Below are 16,593 nucleotides of genomic sequence, written 5' to 3' on the forward strand. Positions count from 1 at the left end.
GAGTTAATTATGCAAAAATATATACATATAAAAAAAGTATTAATTATTGGATCAGGACCTATTATTATTGGCCAGGCATGTGAATTTGATTATTCTGGTGTACAAGCATGCAAAGCTTTAAGAGAAGAAGGCATATATGTTATATTAGTTAATTCAAATCCAGCTACAATAATGACTGATCCGCAAATAGCTAATTCAACATATATAGAACCAATAAATTGGAAAATTTTATCTAAAATAATTGAAAAAGAAAGGCCAGATGCATTATTGGCAACAATGGGGGGACAAACAGCTTTAAATTGTGCATTAGATTTATGTAAATATGGTATATTAAAAAAATTTAATGTTAAACTTATTGGCGTTAATATCTCATCAATAAAAAAGGCTGAAAATCGTAAAAAGTTTATTACGTTAATGAATACGATTGGGCTTGAAAGTCCTAAATCTGTAATAATTAGATGTATAAAAGATATTTATGGAATAAAAAAAAAGATAGGTTTTCCTTGCATTATACGTCCTTCTTATACTATGGGGGGGTTGGGTGGTGGTATAGCAAAAGATTTTGAGGAATTAAAAGAAATTTGTATTAGAGGTTTAAATATAGCCCCTACTTCAGAATTATTAATAGATGAATATTTAAATGGTTGGAAAGAGTATGAATTGGAGTTACTACGTGATAAAAAAGGTAATTGCATTATTATATGTTCAATAGAAAATGTTGATGCACTAGGTGTACATACAGGGGATTCAATAACAGTAGCACCTGCACAAACTTTAACTGATAAACAATATCAAATAATGCGTAATGCTTCTCTTACTATTTTGAAAACAATTGGAATAGATAGTGGCGGTTCAAATGTCCAGTTTGGTGTAAATCAAAAATCTGGAAAAATGGTAGTAATAGAAATGAATCCTAGAGTTTCTAGATCATCTGCTTTAGCGTCTAAAGCTACAGGTTTTCCTATAGCTAAAGTAGCAGCAAAATTAGCAATAGGTTATACTTTAGATGAATTAAAAAATGATATAGGTAACATACCGGCTTCGTTTGAACCTACTATAGATTATGTAGTTACAAAAATACCTAGTTTTAATTTTGAAAAATTTCCTAAAGCAAATGATAGGTTAACAACAGAAATGAAATCTGTTGGTGAAGTAATGGGTATAGGAAGAAGTTTTAAAGAATCTTTACAAAAAGCAATACGTAGCTTAGATATAGGAATAAATGGTTTTGATAACAAAATAGTAAAGTTAAATAATACCTCTTTGAATAAAATAAAAAAGGAACTAATAAATCCAGGATATGAACGTATTTTTTATATTGCAGATGCTTTAAGGGCGGGATTAACAACAAAAGAAGTTTTAAAGTATACAAAAATAGATATTTGGTTTATAAATCAAATAAAAGAATTAATAAATATAGAAAATATTTTTTTAAATAAAACTATAACGAATATTACTTATGAAAATTTATATTTATTAAAAAAACAAGGCTTTAGTGATCAGAGAATTGCTGATTTATTAAAAGTTAAAGAAAAAACAATTAGAGATTTACGGAACAAGTTTAAGATACATCCAGTATATAAAAGAGTTGATACTTGTTCTGCAGAATTTACTACTTCAACGGCTTATATGTATTCTACTTATGAAAATGAATGTGAAGCAAAAATTACAAATACTTCGGATAAAATCATTATCATAGGTAGTGGCCCTAATAAAATAGGACAAGGTATTGAGTTTGATTATTGTTGTGTACAAGCAGCTATTGCTTTAAGAGAGTGTGGTTATGAAACTATAATGATAAATTGTAATCCAGAAACAGTTTCTACCGATTATGATATAAGTGATAGATTGTATTTTGAACCAATAACTGTAGAAGATTTATTAGAAATAATAAGAAAAGAAAATCCGAAAGGAGTAATTATTCAGTTTGGTGGTCAAACTCCTTTAAAAATAATTAAAAATATAACAAAAAAAGAAATACCTATCATTGGAACAAAGAAAACAGCAATAGATATAGCTGAAGATAGAGAAAAATTTAAAAAGTTACTAAAAAAACTTAAGTTATTACAGCCTGTAAACGAAATTGCTTTTAATATAGAAGAGGCTTTAATTAAAGCTAAAAATATAGGTTATCCTTTGATTGTTCGTCCTTCTTATGTTATCGGCGGTAGAGCAATGGAAATTGCTTATAATGTAACAGAATTAAAGAAATATATAAAAAAAGCATTGAAAATCTCAAATAACAATTCTATTTTATTGGATAAATATATAAACAAAGCAATAGAAATAGATATTGACGCGGTATCAGATGGTAAAGAAGTTATAATTTGTGGAATTATGCAACATATAGAGCAAGCAGGTATACATTCAGGAGATTCGGCTTGTTCTTTACCGCCTTTTAGTTTAGATATACATCTTCAAAATGTAATAAAAACACAAATAAAAAAAATTGCTATTGAATTAAAAGTTGTAGGATTGATGAATTGTCAATTAGCATGTAAAAACAATAAAGTTTATATTTTAGAAGTCAATCCTAGAGCTTCACGAACTATACCGTTTGTTTCAAAATGTATTGGTTTTTCTTTAGCTAAAATAGCTGCAACTTGTATGATAGGTAACTCTTTAAATAATCACAATTTGTTAAAGAAAATAAAACCTAAAATTTTTTGTGTAAAAGAAGCTGTATTGCCTTTTAATAAATTTATAGGTGTAGATCCGGTTTTATCTCCAGAAATGAAATCCACTGGTGAAGTAATGGGTATAGGAAGTAATTTTAGTGAAGCATTTTATAAAGCACAAATTAGCATAGGAATGCCTATTATTAAAATAACAAATAATAAACAACTTATTGCTTTAATTTCAGTTTCTAAGAAAGATAAAAATAAAATCTCAAAAATAGCAAAAAATTTAATTAGCTTAGGTTTTAACTTATTAGCTACGGTGGGTACAGCTAAAGTTTTATTAAAACATGGCTTTAATGTTAAAATCATTAGCAAACAAAATATTAGTTTGATTTTTAAGAAATACAAAATAACTTATGTAATAAACACAAAAAACAAAAAATATAACTTAATAAATAAAAAATATATTATTCGCAATACTGCCATTATAAAAAAAGTACCATACACCACCACAATTGCAGGTGCATATGCTATATGTATGGCTTTAAAATACTGTAAAAAAATCAACAAAGTTAGAAAGATTCAAGACATGCATTTTGGAGTTGGTAAATGATGGATTCAGCAAAAAAAATTCATATGACAAAAGAGGGTGAAAGACAATTAAAAAAAGAACTGAAGAAGTTAAAAACTATTGATAGAAAGAAAATCATAAAGGATATTTATGAAGCAAGAAAACATGGTGATTTAAAAGAAAACGCAGAATATCATTCTGCTATTGAACAACAATGTTTATTAGAAAGACGTATTAAAGAAATTGAAAACAAAATTGCTAACGCTCATGTAATAGATATAACTAAAATATATCAAAATGGTAAAATAATATTTGGAACAACAGTTACTCTAGTCAATTTGCTTTATAAAAAAAAAATTAAATATAAAATCGTAGGAGAAGATGAAGCAAATATAAAAAAAAAGAAAATATCTATTACATCTCCAATAGCACGTGCTTTGATTGGAAAAAAAAGAGGTGATATTGTTACTGTAAATACACCAGGTGGTGTTGTAAAATATGAAATTAATTTGATTGAATTTTTATAAAATATATTAATGTTAAATAACTTAATAAGTTTGTATTTTTATATATGGCTAAAAACATAATTAATTTGTTAATTATATTAGCAGTATTATTGACAATATTTAATAATATAAACATTAATTCTAATACTCAACTATTGAATTATTCTAAATTTGTACAACTAATAAAAAATAACCAAGTACGAACAGTTATTATTGATGGAAGTTTTATAAATGGGGAGCATAAAGATGGATCAAAGTTTAAAACAATTAGACCAACAATTGAAGATCCTAGTTTAATAGATGATTTATTGAATCATAGTGTTTCTATAGTAGGAAAAGAACAAACAAAAAACAGTATATGGTCAAAATTATTTATATCTAGCTTTCCTATTCTCATTATTATAGCTGGTTTATTATTTTTTATGCGGCAAATGCAAATTCAGGTTGGCGGTAAAAAGGGCGGACCACTAGTTTTTGGTAACTCTAAAGCTAAATTAATATCAAAAGATCAAATAAAAATTACTTTTAGAGAAGTTGCAGGTTGTGATGAAGCTAAGTTTGAAATAGAGGAAGTAGTAGAGTTTTTAAAAGATGTACAGAAATTTACAAAATTTGGAGGAAAAATACCTAAAGGCGTTTTGATGATAGGTCCACCAGGTACCGGCAAGACTTTACTTGCTAAAGCTATAGCAGGTGAAGCAAAAGTACCTTTTTTTACTATTTCAGGTTCAGAGTTTGTAGAAATGTTTGTAGGTATAGGCGCTTCTCGTGTTAGAAATATGTTTGTACAAGCAAAAAAAAAAGCACCCTGTATTATTTTTATAGATGAAATTGATGCTGTAGGTAGAAATAGAGGGTCAAATTTATTAGGCGGAGGCGGCCATGATGAAAGAGAACAAACATTAAATCAATTGTTAGTTGAAATGGATGGATTTGAATCAAACAAGGGTACTATTGTTATAGCAGCAACTAATCGTCCAGATGTATTGGACAAAGCTTTGTTAAGGCCCGGAAGGTTTGATAGAAAAGTTAATATAAACTTACCAGATAGTAGAGGCAGAGAAAATATAATTAATATTCATTTAAGAAAAATACCTTTGTCGGATGATGTAGAAACGAAAATAATTGCTATGGGAACGCCAGGATGTTCTGGCGCGGAATTAGCTAATATAGTAAATGAAGCTGCTATTTTAGCCGCCAAACGGAAAGTAAAGTTAGTTAGTATGTTTGATTTAGAAAAAGCAAAAGACAAAATAATTATGGGCACTGAAAGACGTTCAATGGTTATGTCTGAAAAAGAAAAACGTAATACAGCTTATCACGAGGCCGGACATGCTATAATAGGCTTATTAATGCCAGAACACGATCCCATATATAAAGTAAGTATAATTCCAAGAGGACAAGCATTAGGTGTTACAATGTTTTTACCGAAAATAGATCGATATTGTTACTCTCGTAAACAAGTACTTAGTCACATTTGTTCTTTATTTGGTGGTCGTATTGCAGAAGAGTTAACGCAAGGCTTTAGTGGAGTTACGACAGGAGCATCAAATGATATAAAATGTGCAACAGAAATAGCACACAATATGGTATATAAATGGGGGTTTTCTTCAAATATGGGACCTATAATGTATGATGAATACAAAATTAACAATCAACTTTATAATAGAACTTTATTAAAATCTATAAATACATTTGAAAATTTAGATAAAGAAATATTTAACATTATAGATTTTTGTTATTTTAAAGCTTATTCAATACTTAAAAGAAATATTGATAAACTTGATTTAATGGCAGAATCTTTGTTTTTTTATGAATCAATAAATTTAAATCAAATACAACAAATAATGTATGGAGTTTTCCCACAAACAGATTGACTAGTTTAAATTTTGTTAATATTTGTTTTGAGCTTTTCATCATTTTTTTTCTTATATTACATTTAAATATTCAGTTTAATTTAAGTTTTATTAGTCATTGCAGTATTTTTTTATTACATACGCTAACTTATTTTTTTCTCGTAACATTTTTTTTGTTTTTATTAACTTTACTTTGTTTTACTTGACTCACCATTTCTTTAGCCGAGGTGGTGAAATTGGTATACACGCTACTTTGAGGGGGTAGTAACTATAACTGTTGTGCGGGTTCAAATCCCGCCCTTGGCATCATATGTATTTTAAACGCGGGGTGGAGCAGTCTGGTAGCTCGTCGGGCTCATAACCCGAAGGTCATTGGTTCAAATCCAATCCCCGCTACATACTTACTTGTTTCCCTTTACATTTGTTTGATTTTTAACATTAATTACAAAACATTAATCATAAACCCTTTATCATAAGAACTTTAAATTTTTAACATACAGCTTAAACTTTTTATTACATATATCCTCTCTTTATATCTACTCTTAAACTCAACACTAATCATACAACATATATATACTTAATGAAGATAACACAAAAAAACATCTAACAACAGCAAATTTATAACAACAAAAAAATACTCCATCCATTAACGAGAAAAAAATATAAAAAACAATAAAAAAATAACAGAACATATAACAAAGAACAAAAAAAACAAAGAACATAATAAAAGGATAAAGAAATACAAAAAATATAATCAGATCAGATAACATAAAAAAGAAGAAAAAGTACTTAGCAGAAAACACAATAAAAAGCAAGAGCAAAAAAAACATAAAAAGGTTATTTGCTTATACATTAGCATTAGGAAATGTATGATGAGTAAAGATATTTTATTTGTTATTGATTCTATTTTAAATGAAAAAGGTGTAGCACGGCAATTAGTTTTTAAAACAGTCGAAGAAGCTTTATCTAGTGCAACTATTCAAAGATTTGAAGAAAAAAAAGTCAATATCATAGTAAAGATGAATCGCATAAATGGTAAATATGATACTTTTCGTAGATGGAAAGTTGTTAAAGATGAAAAATATACTAAATCATCAATTGAAATTCCTTATGCTGCTGCTAAAAAAATAAATACAAAGTTTGAAATTAATAAACATATTGAATATAAAATTGAGAATATTAAATTTGGTAGATTAGCTATTAAATTTGCGAAACATATTATTGTTCAAAAAGTTCGTGATTCTGAACAGACTGAGATAATACGTATTTATAGTAAAAAATTAGGTGAAATAATATGTGGTAATATAAAAAAAATTATAAAAGAAGGTATAATAATTGAGTTTGATGACAAAAATGAAGGGTTTTTACCACGTAAGCAAATGATTCATGGTGAACGGTTTAATATTAATGAGCGTATACGTGCTTTATTATTAAATATAAAGCCTTATAGTCGTAAATTAAAATTAATACTTTCAAGATGTTGTTCAAAATTTATAATTGAATTATTAAAACGAGAAAGTCCAGAGATAATAGATGAATTAATAGAAATTAAAAGTGTTGCAAGAGATCCAGGTTATAAATCTAAAGTTGCAGTTAAAACTAAAGATTATAATATTGACACAGTAGGTTCTTGTGTAGGTATTCGTGGTTCAAGAACAAAATTTATTTATAATGAATTACGTAATGAACACATAGATATAATACTTTGGGACAAAAATGCCACAAAATTTGTTATTAATGCTTTGTATCCTTTAGATGTTATTTCTTTAATTGTTGATGTAAATAATCACAACATGGAAATTGTTGTTAAGGATCAAAGTTATTATAAAGCTATAGGGAAAGGTGGACAAAATATTAAATTAACTTCTGAAATAACGGGGTGGATGTTGAATGTTGTTACTAAAAATGAAGTAAAGAAAAAAAATAAAAAGAAAGTGAAAAATTTAAGTTTAAAACTTGAAATAGATGAAAAAATAGCAGCTTTATTAGTGGATTTTGGTTAAAATTATTTGGAAGAGATTGTATATGTTCCTATTGAAGACTTTTTAAAAATAAAAAAAATAAATATAAATGTAATACAAAAATTTAAATCACGTGCATTTGATGAATTGCTAAAATTAGCAATGAACTAAAAAATGAAATACAATATTATGGAGAAACATAATGGTAGAAATAACTGTTAAAGATTTTGCAAATAAACTAGGATGTAATACAAAGAGGTTAATAAGTTATTTAACAAATGCCGGTGTAAAAAATAAAAAGGCTGAGAATTTATTAACAGAAAAAGATAAACAAACTTTATTAACTTATCTATTTTATAAACAAGGTATAACTAATTTTTATTTAACTAGAAAAAAATATAGTAAGCTACATATGAATAATAAAGTAATTGATATTCAAATATGCAAAAACAAGACTTTTTTAAACTTAGATACAGAAGAAATAGAAAGAAATAAAAACTATAATCGTATTTATAATATACAATCAAACAAGAAATTAATTGACATACATACTTTTAAAAATCACAAAACAAATATTATTAGAGAAATAAATATTTATGAATCTAATAGTCTTTTAGATTTAGCTAAAAAGTTGGCAATAAAAGCAGCCGACTTAATGAAAGCTTTGTTAAGGATTTGTGTTTTAGTTAATATAAATCAACCAATTAGCAAAGATTCAGCTTTTTTTGTTGTAGAAGAACTAGGCCACATACCAAAAAATATTAATGTTACTGATAATGATTTTGAAGATCTTTTACTTAATACAAAAACCAGAATTCATAATACTAAAAACATAAATACACAAAAAGTTGATAAACAGAAAAACAACAATCACAATACAAACAAGAACAAACAACATACTAAACCTAGTAAAAAAAAATATATAAATAACAATTCAAATACTAACAAACAATATACAAAAATAAAAGCTAAAACTATTAACGCATTTAGCGCTGGTAAATATTTTAAACGCTGTCCAATAATTACTGTAATGGGTCATGTAGACAATGGTAAAACCTCTTTAATTGATTTAATTCGTAATTCTAAATTAGTCAATAACGAAATAGGAGGTATTACTCAATATATAGATGTTTATCATGTTAATTTAGATCAAGGAAATAACATCACAATAATTGACACTCCAGGTCATAAAGCATTTATAAATATGCGTAAAACTGGTGTAAAGTTTACAGATATAGTTATCTTAGTTGTTTCAGCTGATGATGGTATAAAACCTCAAACTATTGAAGCAATAGACCATGCTAAAACTCTAAAGCTACCTGTAGTTGTTGCTATTAATAAAATTGATAAAATAGGAACAGATATCGGTCGCGTGCGTAATCAGTTATCTAAGTTTGGTCTTATACCTGAAGAATGGGGAGGAGAAACTTATTACATTCCAGTTTCCGCAAAAGTTGGTTTGGGCTTAGATTTGTTATTAGAATCAGTACGTTTTATATCAGAACTTATAGATTTAACTACAGTATTAGATTCTCCAGGTATAGGGGTAGTAATAGAATCTAGAATAGATGTAGGAAAAGGACCTGTAGCTAAAATTTTAGTTTTAAATGGTACTTTAAAGAAAGGTGATATAGTATTATGTGGTTTGCATTATGGTAGAGTACGTGCAATAATAAATCATTTAGGAAACATTGTTGAGCAAATAGGTCCTTCTATACCTGCAGCAATTATTGGATTTAATGGTGTTCCAGAAGCTGGCGAACAATTTAATGTAGTATCAGATGAAAAAAAAGCACGTGAGATTGTTAATAATCGTTCTATAAAATATATAAATAACAAACAAAAAACTAATCTTATTCAAGATATTTTAAAAAAAATAAACACTATCAATATTGTACTTAAAGCGGATGTGCAAGGAACATTACACGCATTACGTACTTCTATAAAAGAATTATCTAACGATCAAATTGTTCTTAACATAATATCAGCTAGTGTTGGAAATCTTAACTCAAATGATGTTAATTTAGCAATTATATCAAAAGCAATCTTAATCGGTTTTAACGTACAAGTAGTAAGTAAAGCTAGAGATCTTATTGAACGTGAGCATATAAAGTTCTTTTATTTTAAACTAATTTATAAATTCATTGATGGTCTAAACGAAATAATACATAAGACATTAAATCCTAAAAAAATCGAAGATATTATTGGTATTGCTGAAATTCGTGATACTTTTAAATATAACAAAAAAAATGGAGTTATCATTGGATGTATAGTATTAAAAGGGAAGGTTGTACGCAATAAAAAAATACGAATTATTCGTAATAATGACATTATTTATAAAGGCGATTTAGTTTCGTTACGTCGTTTTAAAAAAGATGTTAATGAAGTTAGTACTGGCTTAGAGTTTGGTGTTTGTCTTCGTGATTTAAACGATGTTAAGGTTGGTGATAGAATCGAAATTTTTGATCTCATTACATGTAACAACAAACTTTAACATTTATTTATCCCTTTTTATTTACTACATATTTCACTTCATATTCTATTATTTATACAGATTCCATAAAACTGCTTTTACTACTTCAACTCATTTACAATTTCATAATTATAACTACATTTAAAACTACTAAAATTCAAACTACCACTACTATTTTTTTTAAATTCAATATAAGAATTTTTAATACAAACCACAATTACAAAATACCAAAAGCATTTTACACCTAGAGCATTAAACACCTTTAATTTAACCAACACCATAACTCAACCACAACACAAATACTAATCCTATAATTACAACACACAAATATTTTTTTTTAACAACAATATTTTACACACAATACAAACAGTTAATACCTTTTTATCAACCTACATCCTTTAGCACAAAACACATACTAATTTACCTTTTTTTTCATCATATATCACAAACAAATTTAAAACAACATAACAACTTATTTACGCCTACAATCAACTTATACATACTTATTATGCATACTTCATACACTTTATTTTCTTAATTAATACATATAACTCATATACTACCGCTTTTATCCTCTCACCTCATATAACAACATTACACTATTAATTAAAAGATATAACACAAATATCAAACACACTCAAGTTAACACCTAGCATCTAAAATCAAAACAACATCTAATACCAATACAAAACACACATATTTTTAAACTAATAATATTTATATCATAAAACATAAAGTAAGTAAGAATACATAACCAAACCTCTAACAAAAAAAAAGTAATGTTTTAGAGAAAAAAATAACACTTCTAAAGAACGAAAAGTAATAAACAAAAATACAACATAAAACGTATAAAAATACAGTTAAAAGAAAAAATAACTTTGATTTAAAATACATACAAAATCATAATAACTAAATATAAAACACAAACATATTACAAAACCTATTACACAAATACATCAAATTAAACTACATATGTTAAAAAATATAACGTACTTATACAAAGCTTCAATAAAAAACATACCATAAAACAACATTATAACTACTAAGAAACATTATTTAAAGTTATACAATACATTATTTAAAACTAAATAACAAAAAGTACATAATCAAATTATATAAAACACCATGTTAATAAAAATTTTAAATTTAAAACTAATACAACAGTTAAACTTAGAATAATAATATATCAACTATTTAAACATACATCTTAAAAATCAATAAAACCACTACTACAATACAAAAATAATTAGTTAAAATCGTACAACTTTTACAATAATATTTAAAAAAAATAAAAAGAAATACAACAAATTTTTAAAAACATCTACAAACTAATATTTAACAATAAATACATAAAAAATAAATAACAGAAAAACAAAAGTATCAGTTTACAACATCTTAAACAACTCTAAAAACATAAGAAATTAAAATAACAAAACATAGAACAATTAAGTAAATTAATATAACTAAAGTATAAACCACAAAAAGTGTTGTATATAAAAAGAATGAAATGAAGAATGAAATAAAAGAAACAGATACATAATAGAAAACATATTACGAAAATAAACAAAAAATAAAAATGCAAACAAGTAACTTGTAAAATTAATAACGGTTTAATATATATTATTATGATTAGTTATCGTCTTGTAAAAGTTTCAAAACAAATTAAAAGAAACTTAACGCAATTAATAAACTACAATTTAAATGATCCACGAATAAAAAAAAATATTATAATACATTCTGTAAAACTTAGTAAAGACCTCAGTCTTGCTGATATATATTGGACTCTTTTGTATGATAACAAATTTAAAAATATATATGAAAGTATATTACAATTAGCTTCTGGTTATTTGCGGTATAAGCTTTCTAAAACTATAAAAAACCATCATGTACCCATTTTAACTTTTCATTTTTATGATTCTATTACAATTACTTCTTCTTTCATTTCTGAGTAAACATTTCTTTTTATTAACATTCCCTTTACAATATAACTACTACACACCCTTACCATATAAATGTAATATCTACAATCTAAATAATAACAACTAATAAACAAACCTCTACCTTTTACAATTCAATTACTGCTTAACTAACACATAACTTCTATTTCTTTAACTTTTACCTCTAACAACAACAACAACAACATCATCATCATCTTAATATCTTCTCCTTACATCCAACACCTACCAGCAACTTCTATCATCTACTACCAATTCTTTTCTTTTTTTTACAACCTCTTCCCTCCCCTTTTCTCTATTATCTAAACCTTTTATCTAGCTTCTTTACTTCTTCGTATAACATCTTTAAACATTCCTTTCTTTTTGTACAACTTCTTCTCTATATTTTTTTTTATTACATATAACTCTTCACGGTTTATCAACAACTAATCACAAACAAAATAACCTCTAACTTTAAAACAAACAATTATCTTTAAAAACAAACATCTATCTACTAATCTAACATCTAACATCTAACATCTAACTGATAACCTAACACCTAACACCTAACACCTCAAACCTCAAACCTCAAACCTCAAACCTCAAACCTCAAACCTAACAACTCTAACCTCTAACAAATAAAAAACAACCACAAAACTCTAAAAGCTTTTAAACTTTACTTAACTCAAAACTCATACCCTCTAAACACAAAAGCAACAATTTTAACCACAAACCTCTTTTTTTTTACATCTAACTCTTATTCAAGCTACCTCTAACAAACAAAGCTCTATTTACACAATACTTTAACTCAAATACAACAAATCTTATCTAAACACTTACCACAAACTTTATAATAACTTTACCTCTATTAAATCAATAACATATACATAACATACAACAATAACCACAACAACATACTTTAGAAAACAGAGCACATAAAAAAAAAACAGAAGCTAACATATAATGCTAAAAAAGAACAAATAACACATAAGCTAACGTATATGGCTAAAAGAAGTACCGTATAAAGTTAAGAACAATAAAACAGAAACCGGTATAATATCCATCAGTAAAAAAAAAAGAACCAAACAAAAACCAAAACAGATATAAAAAGAACAAAAAAATAGGATGATAACGGAAAAGAAGTGATAAAAAAAAAAGGACAAAAAGAGTTTAAATAGGTAGACAGTAGTTGTGTACTATGGATGATAAAAAGATTTTATAAAAGGTGCAAAACCGTTATAAAAAAAAGCGAATCAATCAAAAACGATAAACAATGTCATAACGGTCTTTTAAATAAGTTAATATATTATTTAAATTATTTTCAATTTCTGTATCAAAAAGAGTTCTATAAGGATGTTGCCAAGTTAATCTTAAAGTAATACTATTGTAAAATTTAGAAAAATCAGCATACACATCAAATAATATTAGTTCTATCAAAAACTTTCCAGCTTTTATACGAATTTTCTTTATTACTTGAGATACAGACAAATCTTTTTGAATTAAAAAAGCTAAATCACGATTTATTACCGGAAAGCGTGATGCATTGTTAAACTTTTGTAACTTACCTTTAAGTAAATATGCTAAATCTAATTCAAAAATAAATATTTCAAATGGTAATCCAAAATAATAACAAATAGGAGGATTGAGTACGCCAATCCAACCTACTGTTTTATTGTTACGTAAAATTTTTGCGCTTTTACCTGAATGTAAAGTAGGATGTATAGCAGATTTAAAGTTCCAATTATTAAAATCACCACCTAATCTTATTAAAACTTCTAGATCTCCTTTTATATCAAAAAAATCTGTTTTATAATGATTTATATTCCAACCTCCGATATAACGAGTACCCGTAAATATACCTCCTAGTTTTTCTACTTGTTTTACATTTGCTACATTTTTACCAAAAAACACTAAACCAAGTTCAAATAAAGCTATTCGTGTTTGTTGTCTATTAAAATTATAAATAAGAGCTTTGATTAAGCCTGGCCATAAACTAGACCTCATTACAGAAAAATCTTTTGAAATAGGGTTATTTAATATAGGTGTGTATATATTAGGTTGTAAGTATTTATGTAATTTAGGTGATATAAAGCTATAAGTAATTACTTCTTGATAACCACGATAAATTAATTGTGAATATATTTGATCTTTAGTAAGAACTGATTCAGATACACTCTTATAATATGGTGGTACTTGTATTTTTGACTTACTACCTCTACCTAATGCTAACATCTTGTTATTATATCCATAAATACGTGCTACTTCCTCTATTAAATCTTCTTGAGTAGATACATCAAACCGCCAACTAGGGCTTATAACACTCCAAATTTTAATATTTTTTTTTATTATATTAAAACCTAACCTATTTAAAATATCCTCTATTTCATTTTTTTTTATATGGTAACCAAGTATTTTTTTTATACTACAAACTTTTAAATTAATAATACTGTTGTTTTGTAAATATGATTGAACTGCTATATTACTTAACTTACTTAACGTACTTTTACTACCAGCAATACAAATTAAAAGGTTAGAAATACGTTCTAAGGCAACATTTTGTAATTTACTGTCTACACCACGTTCATAACGGTATGCAAAATCTGTATATAATCCATAATAACTGGCTTTACCCGCTATAATTGAAGGAGTAAAAAAAGCAGATAATAATAATATATTTTTAGTATTTTTATTGATTTTAGTGCGGTTACTACCTATTATTCCTGCAATATTTAAAGGACCTATGTCATCTGCAATTATTAATGTGTCTTCTTTTAGTTTAAGAAACTTTCCATTAACTAATGCTATGTATTCGTTTTTTTTTGCCATACGAACTGTTATTTTTCCTTGAATATTCTTTAAATCATAACAATGAATAGGTTGGCCAACCTCTAACATAACATAATTGATAAGATCAACAATAAAGTCTACAGAATCAACACCGCTCATCTGAAGCCGTTCATATATCCACCAAGGTGTTTGTGTATTTACATTAATAGCTTCAATTACTCTACTACATAGTTTTGGACAAAATTTTGGTACTGAATTCGTAATTGAATAATAAAATTTCCTTGTGTGTTTTTTTTTGACTTGACCTGTATTTATTATATGACTCTCAGTTAAGTTATTAATTACACTTAATTCTCTTGCTATACCTCTTATACTAAAACAATCACTACGATTAGGTAAAGTTTCTATATCAATTACATTGTTTAACTTTCCGACATCAAAACCTATTGGAGCATCATTTGGAAAAAAAATAATAGCTTTATCAATATTGTTTTTGTTTGCTACACCTATCAACTTTATTTCTGAATATTTACAAACTATTCCCCAAGATTCTATACCATAAAAATCTTTATTTAAAATCTTTACATTGTTAGGTAATAATGTTCCTATTTTAGCAAAAGCTATTTTTTGATTTACTGAAACATCCTTGTCCTTTGTGCTACATATTGCTTGCCAAAATTGTTTCCCATCTTCAATAATACACAAATTTAACGTATCTGTATAATTAATAATTTTTTTTATACAAGATATAACCACACCATTAACTTCTTTATTAACTATATATGATGATTTTAAACCCAACATAGTTATTTGATCTGCAACAAACTTAGAACTATTTTTTAATGTAACCCATTCCTGTATCCACTTTTCAGAAACTTTCATAATCTTTTAACTTAAATTTGACGTAAAATCCTGATATCATTATTAAACAATGTACGTAAATCTTTTATTCCATAGCGTATCATAGTTAATCTTTCTGCTCCTATACCAAAAGCAAAACCCGTATATTTAGGATTTATTTTTAAACGTTTTAAAATGTTAGGCTTCATCATACCACATCCTACAACTTCCAACCAATCATTCGAAGATTTTATACGAACATCTATCTCTGCCGAAGGCTCTGTAAAAGGAAAATATGAAGGTCTAAATCTTACTTCTATTTTTTGTCCTTCAAAAAACACTTTTATTAAAATCTCAATAGTTCGTTTAAGATCAGAAAAACTAACAACTTCGTCAACTACTAACCCTTCAATTTGATTAAACATAGGGCTATGATTCAAATCTGAATCACAACGATAAACTTTTCCTGCACTTATTACTTTAAAAGGAGGATTGTGTTTTTCAATAGTTCTTATTAACATAGAAGAGGTGTGACTGCGTAACATATACTTATCGTTAAAATAAAAAGTATCATGCATTGCTCTAGCAGGGTGATTTATAGGCATATTTAAGGCTTCAAAATTATGGAACTCATCTTCTATTTCTGGCCCATTCACAATAGTATAACCAATATTACTAAATATTTTTTTTATTTTATATAATGTATGTGTTATAGGATGCAACTTTCCAATATGTTCCCCGAATCGACCTGGTAATGTAACATCAATCTTTTCTTTTGCTATTTTATTTTTTATTGTTTTTTTATTAAATAATGCATTATGTTGTTTTAACTTTTTATATAAAGCTTTTTTAGTTTTATTAATTGCGTCTCCAATTACTGGTTTGTCATATGAATTTAATTGCTTAATATATTTTAATTGTATTGTTAACTTACCTTTCTTACCAAAATATCTTATACGAATTTCCTCTAGTTTTTTTATATTCTTAGCTGCTTTAATTTTTTTTTCTGCTTCTTCTACTAATTTTATGATCGTATAATACATT

Annotated in this window: 9 protein-coding genes and 2 tRNA genes; 9 read left to right on the forward strand and 2 right to left on the reverse strand. The window is 26.4% G+C overall.

Annotated features, from left to right (window positions below; genetic code table 11):
• Positions 1–9 precede the first annotated feature (9 nt).
• The 9 genes from carB (at position 10) to rbfA (ending at position 11,940) form a co-directional block, all read left to right on the forward strand.
• The gene (gene carB, locus C530_RS00935) at positions 10–3,234 is read left to right on the forward strand and encodes a carbamoyl-phosphate synthase large subunit (protein ID WP_014895090.1); all 3,225 of its coding nucleotides are present in this window, start codon (positions 10–12) and stop codon (positions 3,232–3,234) included.
• Positions 3,231–3,719 (forward strand): transcription elongation factor GreA, encoded by a 489-nt coding sequence (gene greA / locus C530_RS00940; RefSeq protein WP_014895091.1) that lies wholly within the window; start codon positions 3,231–3,233, stop codon positions 3,717–3,719. Before carB ends, greA begins: the two co-directional genes overlap by 4 nt.
• A gap of 44 nt (positions 3,720–3,763) precedes the next feature.
• Complete coding sequence (ftsH, locus tag C530_RS00945; RefSeq protein WP_014895092.1) at positions 3,764–5,575, forward strand: ATP-dependent zinc metalloprotease FtsH; 1,812 nt, start codon at positions 3,764–3,766, stop codon at positions 5,573–5,575.
• Between the two features lie 200 nt (positions 5,576–5,775).
• Positions 5,776–5,860: transfer RNA gene (locus tag C530_RS00950), tRNA-Leu, on the forward strand.
• Positions 5,861–5,876: 16 nt separating this feature from the next.
• Positions 5,877–5,950: transfer RNA gene (locus C530_RS00955), tRNA-Met, on the forward strand.
• 473 nt (positions 5,951–6,423) lie between these two features.
• Positions 6,424–7,557 (forward strand): transcription termination factor NusA, encoded by a 1,134-nt coding sequence (nusA, locus tag C530_RS00960; protein WP_014895093.1) that lies wholly within the window; start codon positions 6,424–6,426, stop codon positions 7,555–7,557.
• 6 nt (positions 7,558–7,563) lie between these two features.
• Complete coding sequence (locus C530_RS01610; protein WP_014975169.1) at positions 7,564–7,686, forward strand: hypothetical protein; 123 nt, start codon at positions 7,564–7,566, stop codon at positions 7,684–7,686.
• 31 nt (positions 7,687–7,717) lie between these two features.
• On the forward strand, positions 7,718–10,009 hold the full coding sequence (infB, locus tag C530_RS00965) for a translation initiation factor IF-2 (RefSeq protein WP_014895094.1): 2,292 nt from the start codon (positions 7,718–7,720) through the stop codon (positions 10,007–10,009).
• Between the two features lie 1,604 nt (positions 10,010–11,613).
• On the forward strand, positions 11,614–11,940 hold the full coding sequence (gene rbfA, locus C530_RS00975; RefSeq protein ID WP_014895095.1) for a 30S ribosome-binding factor RbfA: 327 nt from the start codon (positions 11,614–11,616) through the stop codon (positions 11,938–11,940).
• A gap of 1,239 nt (positions 11,941–13,179) precedes the next feature.
• Here rbfA and pheT read toward each other — a convergent pair.
• Both pheT and pheS read right to left on the reverse strand, forming a co-directional pair.
• Entirely contained in the window at positions 13,180–15,591 is a 2,412-nt protein-coding gene (gene pheT, locus C530_RS00980) for a phenylalanine--tRNA ligase subunit beta (RefSeq protein ID WP_014895096.1), read from the reverse strand.
• A gap of 11 nt (positions 15,592–15,602) precedes the next feature.
• A complete protein-coding gene (gene pheS / locus C530_RS00985; protein ID WP_014895097.1) occupies positions 15,603–16,592 on the reverse strand; it encodes a phenylalanine--tRNA ligase subunit alpha in 990 nt (329 codons plus the stop codon).
• Position 16,593 lies beyond the last annotated feature (1 nt).

This window comes from Candidatus Portiera aleyrodidarum BT-B-HRs (genome assembly GCF_000300075.1).
GTDB classification, from domain to species: domain Bacteria; phylum Pseudomonadota; class Gammaproteobacteria; order Johnevansiales; family Johnevansiaceae; genus Portiera; species Portiera aleyrodidarum.

Excerpts from the sequence above, each read along its gene's own strand:
- carB (WP_014895090.1), top strand. The coding sequence starts at position 10 with ATGCAAAAATATATACATATAAAAAAAGTATTAATTATTGGATCAGGA.
- greA (WP_014895091.1), top strand. The coding sequence starts at position 3,231 with ATGATGGATTCAGCAAAAAAAATTCATATGACAAAAGAGGGTGAAAGA.
- ftsH (WP_014895092.1), top strand. The coding sequence starts at position 3,764 with ATGGCTAAAAACATAATTAATTTGTTAATTATATTAGCAGTATTATTG.
- nusA (WP_014895093.1), top strand. The coding sequence starts at position 6,424 with ATGATGAGTAAAGATATTTTATTTGTTATTGATTCTATTTTAAATGAA.
- infB (WP_014895094.1), top strand. The coding sequence starts at position 7,718 with ATGGTAGAAATAACTGTTAAAGATTTTGCAAATAAACTAGGATGTAAT.
- rbfA (WP_014895095.1), top strand. The coding sequence starts at position 11,614 with ATGATTAGTTATCGTCTTGTAAAAGTTTCAAAACAAATTAAAAGAAAC.
- pheT (WP_014895096.1), bottom strand. The coding sequence starts at position 15,591 with ATGAAAGTTTCTGAAAAGTGGATACAGGAATGGGTTACATTAAAAAAT.
- pheS (WP_014895097.1), bottom strand. The coding sequence starts at position 16,592 with ATGTATTATACGATCATAAAATTAGTAGAAGAAGCAGAAAAAAAAATT.